The sequence below is a fragment of the Synechococcus sp. PCC 7336 genome, assembly GCF_000332275.1.
Classification (GTDB): domain Bacteria; phylum Cyanobacteriota; class Cyanobacteriia; order Thermostichales; family PCC-7336; genus PCC-7336.
The window spans coordinates 4,910,636-4,932,662 of sequence record NZ_CM001776.1; the positions used below are offsets into that span (position 1 = coordinate 4,910,636).

The 22,027-nt window shown below is 51.9% G+C and carries 15 protein-coding genes; 8 read left to right on the forward strand and 7 right to left on the reverse strand.

Translation table 11 applies throughout. The annotated features are described in order from the left end of the window. Nucleotides 1-66: 66 nt before the first annotated feature. The 3 genes from SYN7336_RS28465 (at nt 67) to SYN7336_RS23045 (ending at nt 4,669) form a co-directional block, all read left to right on the forward strand. On the forward strand, nt 67-651 hold the full coding sequence (locus tag SYN7336_RS28465) for a hypothetical protein (protein WP_017328308.1): 585 nt from the start codon (nt 67-69) through the stop codon (nt 649-651). Between the two features lie 242 nt (nt 652-893). After that, nucleotides 894-3,836: a hypothetical protein gene (locus tag SYN7336_RS27460; protein WP_156820294.1), complete on the forward strand. Its 2,943-nt coding sequence runs from the start codon at nt 894-896 to the stop codon at nt 3,834-3,836. Between the two features lie 65 nt (nt 3,837-3,901). Further along, on the forward strand, nt 3,902-4,669 hold the full coding sequence (locus SYN7336_RS23045) for a thioesterase II family protein (protein WP_026101257.1): 768 nt from the start codon (nt 3,902-3,904) through the stop codon (nt 4,667-4,669). A 315-nt stretch (nt 4,670-4,984) separates the two neighbouring features. On the opposite strand, the gene SYN7336_RS23050 is transcribed toward SYN7336_RS23045, so the two are convergent. Continuing rightward, nucleotides 4,985-5,782 carry a hypothetical protein gene (locus tag SYN7336_RS23050; protein WP_017328312.1) on the reverse strand — a complete coding sequence of 266 codons (798 nt, stop codon included), beginning with the start codon at nt 5,780-5,782 and terminating at the stop codon, nt 4,985-4,987. Between the two features lie 500 nt (nt 5,783-6,282). Between SYN7336_RS23050 and SYN7336_RS23055 the strand changes: the two genes are divergently transcribed. The 4 genes from SYN7336_RS23055 to SYN7336_RS27465 all read left to right on the forward strand — a co-directional run bounded on the left by SYN7336_RS23055 (nt 6,283) and on the right by SYN7336_RS27465 (nt 13,335). Next, a complete protein-coding gene (locus tag SYN7336_RS23055) occupies nt 6,283-7,842 on the forward strand; it encodes an LptA/OstA family protein (RefSeq protein ID WP_017328313.1) in 1,560 nt (519 codons plus the stop codon). A 770-nt stretch (nt 7,843-8,612) separates the two neighbouring features. Beyond that, nucleotides 8,613-11,087: a TonB-dependent siderophore receptor gene (locus SYN7336_RS23065; protein ID WP_051039869.1), complete on the forward strand. Its 2,475-nt coding sequence runs from the start codon at nt 8,613-8,615 to the stop codon at nt 11,085-11,087. A 148-nt stretch (nt 11,088-11,235) separates the two neighbouring features. Further along, entirely contained in the window at nt 11,236-11,811 is a 576-nt protein-coding gene (locus SYN7336_RS31375; RefSeq protein WP_156820295.1) for a hypothetical protein, read from the forward strand. Nucleotides 11,812-12,171: 360 nt separating this feature from the next. Then, a complete protein-coding gene (locus SYN7336_RS27465; RefSeq protein WP_051039870.1) occupies nt 12,172-13,335 on the forward strand; it encodes an LptF/LptG family permease in 1,164 nt (387 codons plus the stop codon). A gap of 300 nt (nt 13,336-13,635) precedes the next feature. On the opposite strand, the gene SYN7336_RS23075 is transcribed toward SYN7336_RS27465, so the two are convergent. The 6 genes from SYN7336_RS23075 to SYN7336_RS27475 all read right to left on the reverse strand — a co-directional run bounded on the left by SYN7336_RS23075 (nt 13,636) and on the right by SYN7336_RS27475 (nt 20,192). Continuing rightward, entirely contained in the window at nt 13,636-14,775 is a 1,140-nt protein-coding gene (locus SYN7336_RS23075) for an LptF/LptG family permease (protein WP_083885862.1), read from the reverse strand. A gap of 109 nt (nt 14,776-14,884) precedes the next feature. Continuing rightward, nucleotides 14,885-15,727: an ABC transporter ATP-binding protein gene (locus SYN7336_RS23085; RefSeq protein ID WP_017328319.1), complete on the reverse strand. Its 843-nt coding sequence runs from the start codon at nt 15,725-15,727 to the stop codon at nt 14,885-14,887. After that, on the reverse strand, nt 15,724-16,773 hold the full coding sequence (locus tag SYN7336_RS23090; protein ID WP_017328320.1) for an iron ABC transporter permease: 1,050 nt from the start codon (nt 16,771-16,773) through the stop codon (nt 15,724-15,726). The genes SYN7336_RS23085 and SYN7336_RS23090 overlap by 4 nt, the downstream gene beginning before the upstream one ends. Continuing rightward, entirely contained in the window at nt 16,773-17,807 is a 1,035-nt protein-coding gene (locus SYN7336_RS23095) for an iron ABC transporter permease (RefSeq protein WP_227498567.1), read from the reverse strand. Before SYN7336_RS23095 ends, SYN7336_RS23090 begins: the two co-directional genes overlap by 1 nt. Nucleotides 17,808-17,987: 180 nt before the next feature. After that, the gene (locus SYN7336_RS29395; protein ID WP_156820296.1) at nt 17,988-18,905 is read right to left on the reverse strand and encodes an energy transducer TonB; all 918 of its coding nucleotides are present in this window, start codon (nt 18,903-18,905) and stop codon (nt 17,988-17,990) included. Between the two features lie 171 nt (nt 18,906-19,076). Continuing rightward, nucleotides 19,077-20,192 (reverse strand): sucrase ferredoxin, encoded by a 1,116-nt coding sequence (locus SYN7336_RS27475; RefSeq protein WP_017328324.1) that lies wholly within the window; start codon nt 20,190-20,192, stop codon nt 19,077-19,079. Nucleotides 20,193-20,526: 334 nt separating this feature from the next. Here SYN7336_RS27475 and SYN7336_RS23110 point away from each other — a divergent pair, with 334 nt between their 5' ends. Further along, complete coding sequence (locus SYN7336_RS23110) at nt 20,527-22,023, forward strand: MFS transporter (RefSeq protein WP_017328325.1); 1,497 nt, start codon at nt 20,527-20,529, stop codon at nt 22,021-22,023. Nucleotides 22,024-22,027 lie beyond the last annotated feature (4 nt).

A 22,027-nucleotide genomic window follows, 5' to 3' on the forward strand; every position in this document is an offset into this window, starting at 1 on the left:
TAAGTCCATCACGTCCGAGGTAAAGGTCACATATTTTGTTTCAAGGTACACATAGGGAGCATAATTATGCAGCTTCAATACGGTAAAGGTTTGGCGATCGCACTTGCTACAGTCACGTCGACACTTCTGCTCGAGTTGCCTGCCAGTGCGGCAAGTTTTACATTCGAACAAACGGGATTCGATTTTGGCGGTACTCTGTCGGGCTCATTTGAGTTTAATGGAGTCGATCCCCTAATTGTAGGAGATGGTTTTATTGAAGGCAGTGAATTAACAGCCTTTACCGCAACATTCTCCAGTTCTAGCCTAATTCCCGGTACAACCTTTGGGCTCGGAGATCTCAGCAATTTCGTTTATGATTTTGGCTCCGATCTATTTGATGTATCTGATGATATCAGCCTAGAAGTTTTAGCGACAATTATTGGTCCTCCCGAAATTGAACTCCTGTCGTTTACTCTGGGAGATATTACTAGTGGCCAAGAAACAACTATAGCTAATTTCTCGACTTTCGAGGAGGAAATAGCGACAGGGAACTTTACTATCACTTCTCCCTCTACTGTTATCCCAGAACCAGGCTCTTCTTTGATAATCTCTTTCCTACTCTCCGCTGGTTTACTTAGCCGAGGCCGCCTAAAGAAGCGTTCTCAATCGTAAACATATAACTATACCTGTAAGGACTCGTACGATAGTTCCGTTAGAAACGATCCTATCTATACGAGTCCTATGACATTTAAGCTTTTGTCATATATAAGCCTTGATGACATCTTGAAAGATTGCTATATGGATAGTGAAATGCTGTTGAAGTCGAGGATTCTTAAATTGTTTTGCTCTTCAAAATTTACATCTTTTTTATATCAGAGATGGCTAGTTCCAGCTCAAAACTCTTGAGAATCTAGATGATTTATCATGGGCGCAAACCTATCCTCACTCGGCGAGCCAGCGGTCCGGTTATGCATTGGATCGTAATGGGTCGCTGGGCAACAATCCTGGCGGCTTCGATGGGTGGCCTCCTTTTGCAAGGGAGACAAGCCGAGCTGGCTGCGCTGCCATTGTTAGAGGAGAGTCTTTTAGATCGTGAAGGCGAGCGTTTGGCCTCCACGTTAGCGCCATCGCCAACTAGCACTCTCGATCCTGCTGCTGCAGAAAATATCGTATCGGCCCTGCCGGAGGTGACTGCCGCAAGCTTAGCTGTACCTACAGAAGCAGCTCTCCTGATGGAGGCACCGACAGGCTGGGCTGAGGAACGGGTCTTAGAATTTCTCAACCGCAGCAACGATCGTCCCGACGATCTAGAGTTCGATCGAGCTGGCACGATATCGATCGCCAACCCAGACGAGTCAAATCTCCCTTCCTCAGAGTTGGATGTAGCCCTTCCAGCCGACTCCAATGCGGCCACTCTCGGACGGGAACAAGCACAACTTCAGCTCAGATTGGAAACCGAGCTGCCCCTCGATCCCAGTCAAGTGGACATCCATGCAGACCAACTCAGCTACGATTCAGACGAGAAAGTCGCGAGCGCCACAGGAAATGCACGCATTCAGTTTGCGGATGGCACGATCGTCGAAGGCGATCGCCTGCTGTTCTATCGCAGTGAGAATCGACTCGCTAGCGATGGCGCATTTCGCTTGATCCAAGCGATCGATCGAGCTGAAAGAAGTATTCGAGTGGTTCGCGGTCGAAACCTCAACTATTTTGTGGAGACTCGAACCGCTAGCTTAGAAGACGCCTATGCAGTTGTTCCAGGCGAACAGCCCGGAACCTACGTACATATCCGCAGCGCTACAGCGATCGCGGAACTCGATGCCCGCATTGTGCTCCACAACGCCACGGTCACCACATCTACGGGCAATCCGATTACCCATTACATCGAGGGAGATCGGGTGGAGATCGATCCCGACAATAGTGTCGCTATCAGATGGGCGCGGGTGTTTGTCGGTGGAGATCGGGCTGAAGATGGCTCTCTTCGAGCAGGCAGACAGGTAGCCCTATTTCCACTATTTATTTACAGCTTGCGCGCACACCAATGGGTGTTGCCGGGGTTTAGTCCGACAGAAGGAGCTTTTCTCAAATCTAGCTGGGCTTATCGCTTCAACGAATCTCACTTTGGCGGTTTCAGGCTCGACCTCCTGCAGGAGCAAGGGGTTGGCCTTGGCTTTCTACACGACTACCGTTTACCCATTACTGCCGGTAACCACTTTGGCCGAGCCCAATTTTATTGGCTAACGGAAGCTGATGAGAATCGCACCTCCAATCGCTTCCGACTCGCCCACCGCTTCGAGCTCCCTCAGCATAGTTTCTTAAGCGGCGATCGATGGCGAGGGCAGGTGGACATTAACCTCGACAATACCGTTCGGCCAGCAGGGGGTCGCAACGACCGAGCTGATTTCCGCCTCAATTCCTCCTACACGACTCCTCTATCGCTAACAACCCTCGATGTCAGCCGGTTTGGATCTCGCGAGCTTGGCGGCTATACCTTGCCAGCGACTCTCAACCATTCCCAGCGCTTTTCGGGTATTGATTGGCTCCGCACCAATTCAAGACTCAGCTATGTCCAAAGCGTTAGTCATGCAGCCTCGACAGAACCAGCGAGCTCCGATTTTCGTTGGAACCTGTCTGCGATCGCCCATCCTGACTGGGGAAATGCGATCGCGATTTATCGTGGCTTAAATCGTTCGACTGACGATTTAGAAGCTCGACGCAATTTTGAATTTTCTTTCGCGTCTAACCCAATCCGGCTTGGAGCGGGGGTTTCACTCGCAGGTCGTGTGGGATTGTACCGCAATCAAGTCGCCGATCTAGAGACCAGAGATCTTTTGCGCTTTTATACGACAGCTTCTTCAGCCGCAGTTCTGCGATTTTCGCCAATTCATGTTGGCCGTTGGCTGACATTAAGCCCGAGCTCCATTCAGTACGAACAGATCGTTTACTCGTCTGGAGATGGAGAGTCTGCTGTAACGATCGACCCCAGTTTGCTTCTCAGTCCAGTATCTGGGTCGGAGCTGGATATTCATTACTTTCGCACCATGCTAGGCGACAACTCTGTACCCTTCGACATCCCCAGAAGTCACAGCGATCGCCACCGACTAGAAGCCGCTTTAACCCTCAAAACTCCCAGTGCCAGCGTGACTGCGCCTCCTGGCTTTATTGCATTTGAAGACGACTTACCCGGCGAACAGCCGATACCGCTACTGTTCGAAGACGATACTCTTGAAGACCGAGAGGCGATCGAGCGGCAACAGCAAATCGCCCGGACTTCCGACCTGAACTATGCTCTGCAATTGCATGCACATTCGGGTTACAACTTTGTCGAAGGCCAATGGGAGCATTTGACCGCCGACCTGTCGCTGGCAACGGCTCCCACCCTGTTGAATCTGAACGTATCTGCTAGCTACGATCCAAACGAGCGAGAACTTTTACCAATAGCGCTTCGCTACGGTCAGCTCTCTTCGACGACATTCGATCGCAATCTTCGCTCGGGACTGGATAGCTACGAACCAGGTTTGAGCTACAGCCTCCAAGCTATCTACGATCCTCGCGATGGCAAGATCCGCTACGGCGTCAATGCCGATCTAACCATCGGGACCCGCTGGCAAAACCACTGGCGCATCCGTTTGGGATTAAATCGCGATGGAATTGATTTAGTCGAGGTGCGCCGAGATTTACGGGATTTCGAACTGCGATTTGTTGCCGAGCCTCAAAATGAGCTTTTTCGAATTGAGGGCATCCTAGTGGCTTTCCCCAGTCGACCGCTCGGCCTCACCCAACAAAGAGGGGAGTTTTTTGCCGATACTACGCCTGAGTTGCTTAACGATAATGACTTCAACCGATCGAATCGTTAGCGATCGCGACTCAATCAGCCTCACGTTCGGAACTTTTTCAAGTCAAAATTCAACTGAACAAACCCGTGATTTCAACCGATCCTTCCCTCTGGATTATCCGCCCTAAACCTAACGAGCGAGCGAGAGTTCGACTGTATTGCTTCCCCTTTGCCGGTGGAGCCGCCAGTATTTTCCACACTTGGCCTCACCTCTTTCCAACCGATATCGAACTGTGTGCCATCGAGCTCCCCGGTCGGGGAAGGCGCATAAAAGAGCCGCTCGTCAAACGCCTCGCTCCACTCGTGGAAGCGACCGCTGCAGCTCTTCAGCCAGACCTCGATCGCCCATTTGCGTTCTTTGGCCACAGCATGGGTGCTTTGCTCTGCTTCGAACTGACCCGTTGCTTACGTCGCCACAACCAACCCCTGCCTAAGTTATTGGCGGTGTCAGGTCGCAAATCTCCTCAACTCTCCACATCTCCCCCGTTCATTCACACTCTGCCAGAACCTGAATTCTGGGCAGCAATAAAGCAGCTCGGCGGAACTGCTCGAGCGGTCTTTGAAAATGAAGAAATGCGGCAGTTGTTCTTTCCCATTATGCGGGCTGACTTTACAATGATTGAAACTTATGCCTATGTCCCAGAAGCACGCCTAGATTGTGCGATCGCAGCTTATGCGGGTTGCCGCGATCCCGAAGTTAGCCAAGAGCAGTTAGAGGCATGGAAAATGCAAACTAGTAAGAGTTTTTCTATGGAGTTATTTCCAGGCGATCACTTTTATATAGATTCTTCGCTCAAGGTATTAGTCAATAGCTTGGCCAATCAAATCGGAAATGTGCTTTCTTTAGAAAAATAGTCAGCATCAATAAATCGATACGTTCCCTAAACCGAGTCTAGTCTGAAACCCGTAGTTTTGATGAGACACCTATGAGTCCCTCTCACTAGCGCTGTCGATCGCTGCATTCGCCCCCTACATCCCCCATTCTGGGGGACTTGGCGACAGTGCTAGCTGGGGTTTGGAGACAAGGAAGACGAACCGGCGAACAGCGATCATTAAAGTTGTAGAACGAAGCCAATAGCCTCTCACAAGTCCCCCACTGGTGGGGGATTTAGGGGGCCGAGTGCAACGCCTGAAAACTCCAGGTCTCAACATGGATACGGTTTATCTTTTTTATCTATCTTCTAGCTCCAGCTCGAATGTCACGATGTTAGCGGACAGAATGCTCAATGCCCTGCGCTCTAGGAGTTGACTGGTAAGATTTTCTTGCTCCGCAATCAACTCTCGACTGCGCCGAACTGTCTCTTGACGCTGGGGATTATCTACTGTGACTCGACGGCGATCGGCAAGGCTGAGGGCGTAAGCATTAGGGCTTTCCCCCCGGGTTGCATCAATTGCTAACAGAGTAAACTCGGGATCTAGCTCGAACGGGTTGGGTATTGTGAATAAGCTGACATGAATAGCTTGACGATCCGGATCGAGGCGATCGAGCTGAGCTAAGTCTACCTCGATACTCAAGGTATCTAAGGGGCGCTCTCCGCCTAGCACAACCACTTCATTAAACCCAGTCACGAACTCTCGCTCGACATCACCTTCCACTTGAATCGAACTATCGACTAATCCACTGGTATTGAGGGGCTTGACCCGAATCAAATAGTCCCAATTATCGACAAAAGACACCTCACCTGGATCGATTTGCAGATTTGGATTGAGCAAATTCACTTGGGGAATGTTGGTGCTGTTTCCCAATGCCACTACGTACCAATAATCTGGGTGGAGCGATCGCCCCAAACGCATGTTGACACTCAGGATCGGTCGAGCAGCGACACGAGCTCCCCAGCCACCCCAAGTAGCAATTCCCAACAGCGCGATCGCACTGCACTGCAAGAAATAGCCGCTAGCTTGCGATGCTTTCAGAAAAAGTCGGGCAAGTGAGGGTTTCACTGGCAAACAAGAATGTCGATCTTTCATGCACTACCCCATATCGATAGAATTACGATGCCGAGCGAAGCAGAGTAGGCGTACCGAGACAATTGGCGATCGCCCGCAGTGATGCAACAATTGCACAACTGACCGCAGAGTTCCAAACACTAAACCAAGTCTAGTCAGAAACCTGTAGTTTTAATGAGGCACCTTTTAGTCCCCCTCACTAACGCTGTTAACCACTGCATTCGCCCCCTAAATCCCCCATTCTGGGGGACTTGACGACAGTGCTAGCTGGGGTTTAGAGACTGGGAAGACGAACCGGCCAATCGCGGTCATTCAAGTTGTAGCACGAAGCCAACAGACTCTCACAAGTCCCCCACTGGTGGGGGATTTAGGGGGCCGAGTGCAACGCCTAAAAACTCCAGGTCTCAACATGGATGAGGTTTAGCTGACTGAAAACTTGAGATAGGATTACTGGAACTGTACAGGCAGTTACCTTCCAGGTTTGTCTAATATTTTTCACTAGCGATCGATAGAGCCTCTCCATGAAATTGCTTCTCCCCAAGATTGCGTTGCCACTGTTTGGGTTTACCAGTGTAGCGGGTCTCCTCGCTTGGGGAATCCTCTGGCCAGTCGAGGAAATGCCGTCAGATATTACACGCGACACGCCCCAAACGATTGAACTCGATGTAGATTTCGTTGGCAGACAAGCAGGGGTTAGGCGGTGGCGGCTGCTTGCAGACGAAATGCGCTTGCAGGACGAGTTACAGATATTCGATCGCGGTGCGAGTGGCTGGCTTTATGGAGATCCAGCTCAATCTGGAGGGAGTCCTGAGGATACAGTCTTTTTTGGCGATCGAACAGAGGTTCAGTGGCAAGCAGAAGCTGCCTTTTATCATACCGAGCTCAACCGCCTAGATTTAGAGCGGAATGTCAGAGTCTTCAGTCCCGATGGCACCCTCTTAGAGACTGAAACGTTGCAGGTGCATTCAGATCGACGCATTGAAGCCACTCAACCCTTTATCCTCGAATCTCCAGAAGTGGAGCTGAGCGGCCAGTCTGGCTCGTTTGACTTCAGTCTGTCGGAGCTCACAGCCCTGCAGGGAAAAGTGCTTATTGCCGCAACTGAACAAAATCAATCCTCGGCAGCAGCAGATCTTCAGCCTGCGCCCACCCCCGATACGCTAACCATAGAGGCCGATCGCGTCGATTACAACCGCGAGACCGAAACGGCTAGCGCAGAAGGGAACTTAGTGATTCTGCAAGGTGAAACCACCATCCGAGCACCCCGGGGGGTTTACCAGCGCAGGGGGTCGGAGAGTTTATTAATGGATGGGGTTGTCCTGCAAGAGCCTTCGAGGGTATTGTCTTCCGAGCGGATGATTGGCAACCATCAGGATAAAATCTTTCGATTCGAGCAGAATGTCGTGTTCACTCAGCTTGAAAATCCAGATCGCGCAGGCGGAGAGTCTGCTGTGGAAGAAGTGCAGCGATCGCGGACTGAAGTGCGATCGCTGCGAATGATCTACGATTCGCAGACCAAAACAGCTACCTTTTCGGACTCAGTAGAACTGATTCAGGACGGTCGACAGGCGAGATCGGCAGAGGCCACTATCGAACCGGGAACGATTTTCCTGAGCGGAAATGTCCAATTGGAGCAGGTGTCTGGAGAATGGCTAGCGCGCAGGACAAACGATGAAGAATTTAGGGAAGCATTGAGTCGCCCAACTCGGATTTATGCCGAACGAGTCACGATCGATCGCCAGACAAACGATATCCGCTTCTTCGATCGCGTGGCGATCGTGCAAGCCAATCGCTCGGCAGAAGGAGATGAGGGCATTTACCGGGAGGCATCGCAGGTGTTGGAGCTAAGCGGTACGACCGAGCCGGCACGTTTGTGCGAGCGCGGTGGCGAGGTCGACTCGGAACCGCAGGTCGATATTACTGGACTGTCAGGGTCTGAAGCTGCTGCTGCATACTGCCGAAGAGCAGATCGCATCTCGTCGCCCCTCATCGTTTTCGACATGGAGAGCAATACACTGTCGACTCAAGGGCCAAGTCAGTTTCAGTTCCGCCTCGAAGGAGACGAATTGCGATCGAACTAACCCCCTGAGTAGAGACCCGTAGTTTTGAGAATGTGTCTGTTAGACCCTCTCACTGGCGCTGTGGTTCGCTGCATCAGCCCCCTAAATCCCCCATTCTGGGGGACTTGATACAGTTCCAGTTGAGGGTTGGGAGACGGGGAAGGCGATGGAGATCGCGATCGTTAAAGTTGTAGAACGAAGCCAATAGCCTCTCACAAGTCCCCCACTGGTGGGGGATTTAGGGGGCCGAGTGCAATGCCTGAAAACTCCAGATCTCAATCTGGATGGGGTTTAGAGCATTTTCCAGGTTGGTGGTATACCTTCTGTACCGAAGGAGATTGGAGATTCTAGGTTTGAAAATTAGAGCGTACGTTGTCCACCTGAAAATTGCTCTAGCTTGACAGCAGGGCTGCAAAAACTTCTTGACAAAAGCTTGCATCTAAGAGTTAATCATTGAGTGGGTTGCTAGCTCTCAACGCAACAAGCACTTCGACACCCTCCTGTCCGCCCAACTGGGCGCTGAGCTTGCTGTAGCTTGTGCAGGGTTTGCACTATAAAAATGAGTTCGCAATGTCTTATAGAACTATGTTCGCTCGTAACTGGCTGCATGAATTCAGTAGTCTGCAGTTGAGAGATGCATTTTATTTTTTCAGCTTAGCTGAGAATAATTATCAGGTAATGATGGCAGCAGCATGTCGTGCAGATGTGGCGAATGAGCCCTCGGGACCGGTGTCACTCGCTTGGGAGAGTCTCTCGTGATCGGCTGGAGATATTCACTGCCAGCAGTCCTGTTGGCTGCATCACTGGTGGTATCGCAACCCGTTAGGGCCCAAGCTATTGCGATCGAACACGTTCAGATTGTGCTTTTAGATGGGAGCCTTGAAATTATTTTGCAGGCACCACCCGGTACATCCTTCGAAACATCAGTCTCCAGTGCTGACAATACCGCGATTGTCGATATCGCTAATGCCCGACTCCAGTTGGCCGAGGGCGATCGCTGGGTGCGAGAGTCTCCTGCCGAGACTATTGCTTCTGTGTCTGTTGTCGAACTAGACGACAGCACAATCCGAGTCACTATCCTGGGCGTCGACGAGGCTCCCAATATTCGAGTTATGCAGATCGAGGGGGGAGTCTTCATTGGAGTGCTCAATATGGAGGGGGCTGTTGCTGAGTCGCTTGTAGAAGAATCTTTGGAGGCAGTCACAGAAGACGTACCGGCTTCTCCGCCTGTAAGTGAGGGAGAGTTTCTAGAAGGAGAGTTTGTCTTCGAAGAGTTTGTCGTCGAAGCCGATCGGGCTCGTTTCCTCGCTCCAGAAGCAAGTACAGGCACTCGTTCGGATACGCCAATTCGCGATACCCCCCTTTCAATCCAAGTGGTTCCCAGAGCCGTAATCGAAGACCAAGGGGCAACGCGTCTGACAGAAGCACTGAGAAATGTGAGCGGGGTCACCCCTGGAAATGTGACCGATGGAGCAGATGAATTCAGGATTCGGGGATTCGAAGCTGGCACAGTGGCTCGCAACGGCTTTCGCGAAAGTGTGTTTTTCGATCGCTCTTCACCGCGCGATACTGCAAACATCGAACAAATAGAAGTTTTAAAGGGGCCGGCAGCCATTTTGTTCGGCTCGCTCGATGCTGGCGGCACGATTAACCTAATCACGAAACAGCCCCAGTTCACCCCCTTCTTTGATGTCTCTTTTCTCGGCGGTAGCTTCAGTACGTTCCGCCCAGAGATAGACTTTAACCAACCCATTACAGCAGATGGCGATCTGCGTGCTCGCCTGAATGCAGCCTATGAAAACTCAGAAAGTTTTCGAGAGTTCACATCCATCGAACGAATTTTTGTTGCCCCCACTCTGGCCTGGGATATCGCAGAGCGAACGCGGCTCAATATTAACGGAGAATACCTATTTGACGAGCGTCCCTTCGATCGTGGCTTAGTCGCGATTGGCGATACAATTGCCGACATTCCGTTTGGCCGTCGGCTGGGCAACCCATTTGACGAACTCACCTCTGAGGAAGTTCGAGTCGGCTACGAGTTCGAGCACGATTTCAGCGATCGCTGGCAACTGAGAAATGGTTTTTTCTATACGAGGGTCGATCGCAGCCGCATCAATACAGAGCCCGGTGTGCTCGATGAAGAAACTGGCATCCTGACACGCACCTTTTTTGACAGCGATCCAGAGTTATTCGAGACTTTTATCGCGAGAGGGGAGATTGGGGGAGAATTCAACACGGGTAGGAATATCGAGCATCAGTTGCTGTTGGGTGTCGAATGGAGCCTGCAAACCCGAGATAATGAGATCGTCATCGCACCAGCGGACCCGATCGATATTTTCAACCCCATCTTTCAGGATGAGAGCGTTTTAGACAGCGCAGTTGGTTTCCAAATTATTGATGTTTTAACCCGAGCTGAAAATCTCGGATTTTATATCCAAGATACGGTTAATATTGCCGATACAGTCTTTCTTCTTGTCGGAGGTCGTTTAGAAATCATTGACGATCGAAACACTGATTTTCTGTTTGATGTCGAGCCGGGGTTCGAAACTACAGAGTTTATCCCGCAAGCTGGCATTGTTTACAAGCCAATTGAATCAATTTCTCTCTATGGGAGCTTTAGTGAATCATTTCGCTCCAATACCATCGCGCTAATCTCGAATACAGAGCTCGTCGATCCAGAGGAGTCGAGACAATTTGAGATTGGCATCAAAACTGACTTCCTCGATGGCAATCTTTCCGCCACACTAGCCGCCTTTAACATTACTCGGGAGAACGAGCTAGCCCCAGATCCAGATAATCCTACGTTCCAAATTCCAATTGGCGAAACCCGCAGTCGTGGCATAGAACTGGATATCTCAGGAGAGCTCTTACCGGGGTGGAATGCGATCGCTTCATATGCATTTACTGATACTGAAGTTATTGAGGATGAAGCAATTACTGAGGGGAACCGATTTGAGAATGTTCCACTTCATAGCGGTAGAATTTGGACTACCTACGAAATTCAAACGGGAGCTCTATCCGGTCTGGCATTCGGTATGGGTTTGACTGCTGTGGCCGAACGCGAGGGAGACATTGAAAATTCGTTCCAACTCGATCCCTATACTGTATTTGATATAGCAGTTTTCTATCGCCGCGATGATTTTAATTTGGCTTTGAACTTTAATAATATATTTGACACCAATTTTATTTCTTCTGCTGGAACCCGGACAAGTATATCGCCCGGTCCGCCTTTTGAATTTCGAGGCTCATTTTCTTGGGGCTTCTAGGAATTTTCAGGTCTTTTTAGAGTGAAAAGACAGCAAGAAGTTCGAGCTTAATATCTTATGAAAAATAGCGACTTCATGAGTGAGGGGTTTCCAGATGAACGCACTTAAGAAATACACAACAAACACAGCATTTAGATATTTATTGTTTATGGCAACTCTGTTTGGACTAGCCGCCTGTGGGAATCAAGACACTGCTTCGATCCCCACAGCCCCACCACCGTCCAGTTCTACCCCACCACCCGGCCCTACGCCGACACCTAGCGCTACACCAACACCCGGCCCTGCGCCGACGCCATTACCTGCAGGAGAAGTCCCTTCCACGATCGGAGGAGGTGGCTCAGTTACGACGAGTATTGTAGGGGGATCGCTCGATACTGCTGAAGATATCGATGCTATTTTGGATGCGATTCCAGCAACATTAACTATCACTATTACGCCAGGAATAGCGCCTGTGGTCCAGTTTACTGGCCCCATCAGATTACCTAACGGTTCAGTTCCTTTAGGCGTAGATTTCTATGTGGCCTCAATATCGCCAGGGGGCCTCGATCTCAACGAACCTGTCGAGGATGTTTGTACGCCAGCTCCAGTTCCCCCTGGAGGGACTTGCGCATTTGACGATGTTATTCCAGCGTTTCCGGGAACTTTTACGCTCGGCTTCACGTTCACTGATGGTGCAGGAGTCGACTATACCTCGACTCGCACGGTCACGATTGTGCTGGTATAGATCGCAGCCATTCTAAACCCCGTCTAAGTAGAGATCTGTAGTTTTGAGAATGTGTCTATTAAAGCCTCTCACTGGCACTGTGGTTCGCTGCATTAGCCCCCTAAATCCCCCATTCTGGGGGACTTGAGTACATTTCCAGTTGAGGGTTGGGAGGCGGAGAAAGCGATGGAGATCGTGATGATTAAAGTTGTAGAATGAAGCCAATAGCCTCTCGGAAGTCCCCCACTGGTGGGGGATTTAGGGGGCCGAGTGCAATGTCTGAAAACTCCAGATCTCAATATGGATTGGGTTTATATATAGCTTCACAGAGATCCGTATAGGATCGCCTGGAGCCAGATTGATTCACAAGCTGAAATTGACATGGCGCAAACTTACGATCTCCCCACATCATTTAGAGCTCGGTTGAGTGACCGCGCCATACTTGACAAGTATGTGTTTCAAGAATTCATTCAACCTTTCCTGTTGGGGGTAGGCGGCGGCACGGTTCTATTGTTGGGGCATCAACTGCTGCTTTATACCGATCTCTTGGTTCAGAAGGGAGTCAATGGAATCACAGTTCTCCAACTTTTAATTCTCAGCCTACCGGCTATTTTTGTCATCACATTTCCCATTGCAGGGCTGTTCGCTACACTGCTGGTTTTGGGGAGAATGGGAGCCGATCGCGAGTTGGCTGCATTGCAGGCGAGTGGAATATCCCATTTACGAATTTTTCTCCCATTTTTGCTGGTCGGCATGGCGATCGCCTGTCTATCTTTCAGCCTCAACGACGGCGTTGTTCCCTATACCAACCATAAAGTGAGGCAACTCAACCAGAATCTGCTTCTCAGCCAAGATGCGATTCTACTAGAGCCGCAGCAGTTAGTATCAATCGGCGATCGCCGTTGGCTTTACATTGCTGACATCGGACAGGAGGCCAAGGAAATGAAAGGGGTTTTGCTGTTCGATTTCGAGTCTGAGAACGACGCCGGAAACTACCCAAAGTTGATCTCTGCTAATTCAGCAACTTGGCAAGAGAGCAAGTTGGCGCTAAACAATGCCAACGTTTGGCAATATAACGATGATGGCTCTGGTCGCTATACGGGGCGTGTGAGGATATTGCAGTTCCGGCTGGGGCAAGCGCTAGTCAGTTACCTTCTGGGTGAAAAACTGCCGCAGGAACTCTCCAGTCGAGCATTACGAGAGCAAATTCGCCAGCTAGCTACAGAAGGTTTGCCAGCCGAACAATTCGCTCAATTGGAGAGTGAGTGGCATCTGAAATTTGCGCTTCCCTTTTCCAGCGTCTTTGCAATTGCGATCGCCGCCCCGTTAGGGGTCAGAACGGTTCGCCAAGCTGGGCGGTATGGGGGAGTTGTCGTGGCGATCGCGATCGTTTTTGCCTACTACTGCTTACTGAGCGTGGCTCGCAGTTGGGGCCATATTGGAGCCCTCAGTCCTTGGCTGGCAGCCTGGTTGCCGAATCTTGCTTTTGCAGCAGCAAGTCTTCTGCTCTTGCGGCCTTATATGAACGAAGTCAGAAAAAGCTAGCATACCTCCGTCAATCGAAAAACTAAACCCCGTCTAAGTAGAGCCCCGTAGTTTTGAGAATGTGTCTATTAGACCCTCTTACTAGCGCTGTGGTTCGCTGCATTCGCCCCCTAAATCCCCCATTCTGGGGGACTTGAGTACAGTTCCAGTTGAGGGTTGGGAGGCAAGGAAGACGATGGAGATCGGGATGATTAAAGTTGTAGAACGAAGCCAATAGTCTCTCGGAAGTCCCCCACTGGTGGGGGATTTAGGGGGCCGAGTGCAATGCCTGACAACTCCAGATCTCAGTCTGGATGGGGTTTACGCTTTTGAAGTGCGAAGCAGCAGATAGATTGCGATCGCACCAAAGGCAAGATTGCTGCTCCAAGCCGCTAACCCCGGTTCGAGTACTCCAGCTTTGCCCAAGCTAACCCCTAAATTCGCGCTAAAGCGATAAAAAAATAATAGAACAACCGCCAAAGCTAATGTCGCGAAGCGGGCCTTCGATCGCAGGGGGCCAATGGCTAATGGTAGCGAGATCGCAACTGCAAATAGGCTTGCCCAAGATTGAGCGAAACGATGGTGCCATTCCGTCTCCAGCTCTAGCGTCGATAGATTGGACTCTCGTTGCAAGGCTATCTGTTCTTCCAGTTCTCGACGAGTGAGAGCATTAAGCGGTAGCTCGGACTGCAATAATGTCTGCAAGCTAGCCACATCTGATAAAGTGCGGCGATCGAAGTGGGTTTCAGCAATCGCGTTGCCATTGGGATCGTATTGATGATTGAAGCCATCGACGAGCAGCCAATTCTGACCGTCCCATACCGCTGAAGATGCTAGTGTAATTTGCTGCAAACCGACAGGGAGTGGATCTCCACCCGGGTTTGCTTGCAGGACGGAGACATACTGCAAAGTCTTATGTATGGGTTCGGCCGATCGAATAAATAGCCAGGTATAGGGAGAAGCCTGATAAAAAACATCGTGCAGTCTGGAACTGTTTAAACTATTCGTATGAAGATAACTCTTGACATGACTAATACGCCTTTGGGTTAAAGGGACAATCGAGTCGCCGATCCAAGCAGATGAAAGGCTAAGCAGTAGAGCAATTGTTAAAAACGGAATGCATATTTTACGATAGGAAATTCCAGCAGCTCTGAGAGCCACGAGCTCGCCACTGGAATTGAGCGTCCGCAAAGTCAGTAATGTCGAAAACAGAGCTGCAATTGGCAATGCTTGCACGACGATCGTGGGAAGATCGAGCAGAAAAATCTGCAAGCTAGCAAACAAGCTGACTCTCTCTACAATCAAGTCATTAGCCAACTCAAGCAGTTTGCCGATGCTTAGAAGGACAGTGCCGCTAACGATACCGACGAATATAGGCCGTATAAATAAGGCTATTAGATAGCGCTGCAAGAAAAACTGCCTCGTTTCCACGTCGGTTGATTGAGTCGGAAGTGCTCTCATATAGCGGAACTCATGCGGTCGTATACGCTGCGAGGTACTCTTGTCCAGTTCTGGCAAGCAACGGAATTGACAATTGATCCAGGGTTGCTGTCGTTCGAGCGCAGTTCGATTAGATCTCTTTCTGACTTTGACTCGTGCCCGCCAAGGTAAGGGTTTGACTCCGGGGGATACAGAGCGGCATATTCGTCGTTGGGTCGTTCAAGATTGTGCATTGAATGTCAAAAACTTTCTCGATTGATGTCGCATCAATGATGTCTTTTGGATGACCTTGGGCAAGGATTTTACCATTTTTTAAAGCAACAATCGTATCGGAATAGCGACAAGCTAAATTTAGATCGTGCAAAACCATAACAATCGTCCGATCGCAATTTCGATTGAGATCGTGAAGTAAGTCCAACACCTCAATTTGATGGGCCATATCCAAATAAGTTGTCGGTTCGTCTAGCAGCAGTATTGGAGTATCTTGAGCTAAAGCCATCGCAATCCAAGCCCTTTGTTTTTGGCCGCCCGACAAGCTATCTAAAGGGCGATCGCCTAAGTCTCGCATACGGGTAATCACTAAAGCGCGATTCACCATCTCTTCGTCTTCTTCCGACCAAGCTTGCAGCCAATTTTGACGGGGGTAACGTCCCAAAGTCACTAATGACTTGACCGAAATTCCCTCGGGGTGAGGAGGAGACTGCGGTAAGATTCCCAATTGTTTGGCAACCGTTCGGGTTGAGAGAGTATGAATTGACGTTCCATCGAGATAGACACTACCTTGTTTCGGAGCAAGCAATCGAGATAAACCGCTGAGTAAAGTGGATTTTCCACAACCGTTTTGGCCAATCAGTGTTGTGATTTGGCCACTCATGATGGACAGGTCGAGATCTTGGAGGATCGGGAATTTCTGATAAGCTAGAGTAAGCGATCTAGCTTCTAAAACCGGAAATTGAGAGGAGCTTTGACTCATACTGTTGGACTCTTCACAAGTAGATAGAGGAAGTATGGAACCCCCAATCCCACAGTCATAATCCCGCAGGGCATCTCCACAGTGGGAAACAGCACGCGACTCAACCCATCGGCAGTCAGAACCAGCAACCCTCCCGTCAATGCCGCAGTGGGAATTAACTCTAGATGGGAGGGGCCGACTAGGCGACGGGCCAGGTGGGGGGCGAGTAAGCCGACAAATCCAATGGTGCCAGCGGTCGCAACAGATGCCCCCGAGAGCGCGGCCGCTGTCACGAGCAAAAGCGTCCGAGAGCGTTGAATGCGCAAACCCAACCCCTTAGCTACCGGCTCGCTCAAGCTGAGGATATTTAATTCTGGGGCAAGCGCCAATGTCAGCGGAATAGAAGCAATCAGCCAGGGCAATAGCGCCAAAATGTGATTCCAATTGCGACCGTAGACACTTCCTACCAACCAAACTAATGCCAGACTGACTCGGTTGATTCCGCCTAACGCCAACAGCAACGACGTCAGAGCTCCTGCCGCGAGAGACAAGCCAATGCCCACCAGAATAAGCCTCACAGGAGAACTGTCGCGGCTATCCCAGGCCAGTAGGTAAATGGCGGCAGACATCAGCAGGCTGCCGACAAAGGCCACAATTGGCAGTCCCCCGACAGGCAGGGTTGGCAGCAAGACGAGTGACAGCACGATCGCAAGGCTCGCACCTGCATTAATCCCAATAATCCCTGGAGCGGCAAGGGGGTTGCGGGTCAGTCCCTGCAGAATCGTTCCGGCCGTACCCAAACCAATCCCAACGAGAAAGGCCGCCAGCGATCGCGGCAATCTGAGCGAGCGCACGACAAAGAGGTCGGCAGGGCTGGCACTTTCTAACCCCAAAAGCGCTTTTGCCGCGTCAAGTGGAGGAATCGTTTCCGTTCCCCAAGCGATGCTGAATAGCATTGCAATTGCCGCTAGCCCAGCTAGGCCGAGGAGTACTGCTGGAGTCCGACGATCGATACGCAGGGAGATCGGCGGTCGATGCCAGCGAATGCCAATCCACGGAGATGCCATTACTCAACCTTCCAGCGCACGAGATAGATAAAAAATGGAGCCCCAACAAGCGCCACAATCGTGCCAACGGGCAATTCTCCCGAAGGAACGAGGGTACGAGCGCCAAGATCGGCCAGCAACAGCAAACTCGAACCGAACAGAGCCGAGTAAATCAATATCCAGCGATAATCAAACTTGATAAACAACCGCACGGCATTCGGGACCACTAACCCCACAAACCCAATTGGACCCGCGATCGCGACAGCGCTACCAGCTAACAGAGCAACGGTCGCCACTGCTACCCCTTTGACCCGCCCGGTCGCTTGCCCCAGACTGCGGGCGATATCTTCCCCCAAATTGAGCACCGTAATCGGTTTTCCGAGGGTCAAAGCGATCGCCAAACCCACAGCAATATAAACCAGGCCCTGCCAGACAGACTGGAAGTCCCGCCCGATCAACGAACCAGCCAGCCAAAACCGAATTTCTTCAAGCGTACGTTGATTGAGCACTAACATCCCCGAGACAATCGCAGAGAGTAGCGCTGCTAGCGTTGCTCCCGCCAGGGTGAGCTTGAGGGGAGTCATGCTGCGACTGCCCAGGCTAGCCACAGCGTAGACGACCGTTGCAGTCAGTCCTGCCCCTGCAAATGCGAACCACACTGCAGTAGAGGGAGAAAGTGCCCCCAGCCACAATGTCGCCCCCACCACCGCTAAAGATGCTCCTGCATTGACTCCCAATATCCCCGGCGATGCTAGCGGGTTGCGAGTCAGCCCCTGCATAATCCCCCCCGCAACTGCCAGTGCTGCCCCTACGGCTGCTCCCACTAGCGAGCGGGGTAACCGCACGGTGCGAATGATGAGATGCTCTCGCACGGCGGGATCGAAATGCAGGAAGGCGTCAAAGATCGTTGCGGGGGAAATATCCGCTGCTCCCCAGCTCAGGCTGGCGATCGCGCACAACAGGAACAGGCCGAGGCTGAGGCCGAGGCCAATGGCAAGCTGCAAATCCAAAACAGATGGTGGCGCTGCTCGCAGGGATGGCAATCTTTTAGGCACTCAACACTCTCCTCAATCGCGATGTAGGACTGCGATGAGCCCCACTCAAAGTCGATCCCGCTGATGAAGCCCTTCTGAGTTGGCCCATCCTCGATCGCAACGCCTGGAATTGAACTGTTACTATAGCGACTATATGCAATACTCGCTTTTACAAATCAAAAAGATTCTCAAGAACTAGCATCAGTTTAGATTGAAGCGAATGGGTTGGACAACCCAAGATTCGATCGGAGTATCGCCCCGCTTGGCCGGAGCAAAGCGCCAGCGTCGAACGGCATCGAGAGCCGCCTCATCAAAGGGGCTGTAGCCACTCGATCGTGCAATGAGTACATCTGCAACTTTTCCGTCTGCCGTTACTCTTGCCCTCACCAAGACAACCCCCTCCCGTCCCTGGCGTCGGGCCTCGCTGGGATAGTCTGGGGGAACCAACGCACTCCTCAGCGGACGAGCTAAGACTTCGGGTTCGACAGGTGGAGGAGGCAGTGCCGCAACGGGAGTTGGAGCTGGTTCTGGGGCAACTGTCGGAGCCGGTGGCGGCTCGGGTGAAGCCACCGGGGCCGATGGCTCGGCGTCCTGTTGAAATGCATCGGCAAGCGGGGTAAATCGAGGCACCGGAACGGGTGGGGGAGCTTGAGTCACTGGCTCGGGCAATGGCTCGGGAATCGAGCTTGCTTCGGGAACTGGAGGTGGTGGCCCGGGCGTTGGAGGTGGAGGGGCCTGGGTGGCTGGCTCGGGTGCTGGAGGTGGTGGTTCGGGTGCTGGAGGTGGTGGTTCGGGCACTGGAGGCGGCTCGGGCTCAGCCTCCTCTGGCTCCGCCGGTCTGGGGACTGGCTCGATCTCGATGAATTCAAAGGAAATCAATTCTTCTAATTCTGCTGGGGTCGGGGGAGGAGCCTGTTGGATAGCCCAAAGCAGCGTCAGTAACCCGACATGCAGGACGAGCGAGCCCAAAGTGCAAGGCAGTATTAATTTCAGCACGCGTTGCTCGGCTTGTTGTCGAGCAGCGATCGTAATTCCAAGGCTATAGGAATCCCGGTCTAACTCAGGAACATCCTCTACCTGCTCGATCGTCGTCGTTTTATCAATACTTTGAGATGGCATGGGAAACCCTGACATCAACGTCGCTAAAAGCCGCCTGCGCCGAAGTATGCGGCAAGCGCTCGGGAAAAAGCTTCTTAAGAATTATTTTGAATAAGCTCTTTAACAGTAACAGACGGGACCGCGATCGCTCGCATCGATCGCGGTCCCGTCTGGAAGGATTCGCACGGTTAACTAAGCCCGGTCTCTAGAATCGCTTCCTGCCAGAGGTTCGGTGTCAGACAAAATACTGACTCGATATTGTGGTAAGACAACGCGTTCGTCTGTATCGGAGCGCGCCATAGTCGCGACCTGTCCGCAGACCTCTATGCGAGCGCGGCACGATTCAGCTTTCCCATCGGGGCGGTTGTAGTCGAGCCGAACCTCTGCCTGACGGGCTGCCATCGCCAGTGCATCTCTCCCATTGAGGGCTCGCCGTCCGGGTACAATCCTCAATGCCTGCCAAAGGAATGCCCGCAAACCCGACAAATTGGGCTGTACCACCCGCGCCGATCTCCGATAGGACAACCAATCCCAACCCGTTTGCATCCACAATTCGCTTTCCAGCAACTGGCCGAACTTGTGAGTTCCCGCCCAGCCCCGATAGAACGGCTTGAGGATTTGGCATTCTCCTTGGCGCTCGACCAAAGTCTCTAACACCTCCTCTAACCGATCGGAATTGAGATGCCCCCAACAGTGCCCTGAGGGAAAATCCATCAAAGTGGGCGCAAAGCGATGGCCGCCGAAATGACTGCTTTGCCAGACGCGCAGGCGATCGAGGTGATTGTACTTGCGATACAGCAAGCGAAATAGAGGAGTGCCATAGCGACCGCAAGCCAGATCGTGGCGGGTATGAGTACAAACAAATAGGTCGCGCATCCCTTTGCCAGCCTTCTGACAATAGTGCTGAAAGGGCGATCGCGCCTGAGGATTGCTGAGAATACTGCGAACCAGCGATACTACCTCAGTTTCTGGGAGTAGATATTCCGAGCGGTTGAATTCTGCAAACGGACCCTCTGGGCGATAGTAGTGCAACACCCGCACGCGATCGGGATTGTAGTCATTCCGATCGGAGGAGATCGCGACCAGGCGCAGCCGCTGACCCCGACGGATGGCGATCGCTTTGGGCAACTGCTCTAAAGGGGCAAGCAGGGGGCGAGCTGCCCACAGTTGGCGAGGGCGGGGTTGGGGAAGGGCGATCGCTATCCAATGGTCGAGCGAGCCAGCCGTCCCGATAGGAGTTTCACCGCTTGCTTGGGAAACCGCCGAACAGTAGCGGCAATCGCGGGTCGATAGACTGTCAGATCTCACAGCAGGCTTCCCTAGAGAGACTAAAATGACTGAACGCGAAGATGGGTTGTGTTGTCTCTATGATGAGTTGCGGCCAAGAACCGCCCACCCCCAAGTGATTGCGGGAGACTGAAGATAGTCACCCTACAGGAGGCTAGTGTAACCAATTACTCATTCTCTTCATCTAAATCCCATGACCGGATTAGGGGGGGCTAATGCAGCGAACCACAGCGCTAGTGAAAGGGTCTAATAGACACATTCTCAAAACTACGGGTCTCTGCTCAGACGGGGTTTAATTGAGCGATCCGTCTCAATTTCGATTATCGTGCAATAGCATTGCTCCTTCGACTCACCCATGTCCAGCTCGAAATCTCCCGATCTCGAACCCCCTCTGCCCGCCAGCGAGCCGGAGCGAGGCCCCACCATTACCCTGCCGGTCATGTTCCGGTTGGGCTTGTTTCAAATGGGTTTGGGCACGATGTCCCTGCTGACGCTGGGGGTGCTCAATCGGATCATGATTGACGAGCTTAAGGTGACCGCCTTCATTGCTGCGGGGGCGATCGCCATGTATCAGTTTGTCTCCCCTGCGCGGTTGTGGTTCGGCCAACTCTCAGATACCAAACCCATTCTGGGCTACCACCGCACCAGCTACGTCTGGATTGGAGCTGCTATCTTTACCAGCATTTCGTTTGTGGCACTGCAGGTGATTTGGCGCTTGGGAGAAAGTCTGCAGACCTCGGGCTGGAGCCCAATCAGCTATACCTGGGCTGCAATCTTGGCCGCAGTCTTTGCGGTTTACGGACTGGCCCTCAGCGCCAGTTCCACCCCATTTGCGGCTCTACTAGTGGATGTATCGGACGAAGCCAATCGCTCCAAGTTGGTCAGCATTGTCTGGTCGATGCTGATGGTGGGAATTGTGATTGGGGCTAATATCAGCTCGACCATTCTCAATACCCCCGAGATCTGCGGCAGCGATATTCTCAACTTCAATCCCGCCCTCAACGCCCGCGTTGCCGACATCCCACAACTGCAGCAATCCGTCAATCCTTTATTTGTCATCGTGCCTGCCGCAGTCTTCGGGCTCTGCTGTCTGGCCACGGCGGGCGTAGAGAAAAAGTACTCCCGCTTTCACCAGCGATCGCGCGATTCTGGAGCCAGTCTTCGCGAAGACAAAATTGGCTTCGGCCGAGCCATCAAAATCCTCACCGCCAGCCGCCAAACGGGCCTGTTTTTCAGCTTTTTGCTGGTCATGACCATCAGCTTATTTATGCAGGATGCCGTGTTGGAACCTTACGGCGGCGAAGTCTTTGGTCTCTGCCTCGCGGATACCACTCTGCTCAATGCCTTTTTTGGGGTCGGTACCTTGCTCGGAATCGCCGGAACCGGCTTTTTGATTGTGCCCCGCCTGGGCAAACGGGGTACGACTCGGTTGGGTTGTATTGCCGCCGCCATTTGTTTTGGCCTGTTGATTCTGTCTGGTTTTAGTGGCAGTGCCAACTTTTTGCGGGGCTCTTTAGTGCTGTTTGGCCTGTCCTCCGGCATTCTCACGGCGGGGGCGATTGGTTTAATGCTGGATTTAACAGCGGCGGCAACAGCGGGCACATTTATTGGAGCTTGGGGACTAGCTCAGGCGATGGCAAGGGGGTTGTCCACTGTCTTTGGCGGCGGCATTTTAGATTTGGGCCGACATCTATTTGAAATCCCACTTCTGGCCTACAGCAGTGTGTTTGGGGTTCAAGCCCTAGGCATCATCACAGCACTCCTATTGTTGCGTCGAGTCAATATCAAAGAGTTTCAGGACAATACCAAACAGGCGATCGCCGCCGTACTCAGCAGCGAAATTGAGGATTGAGCCC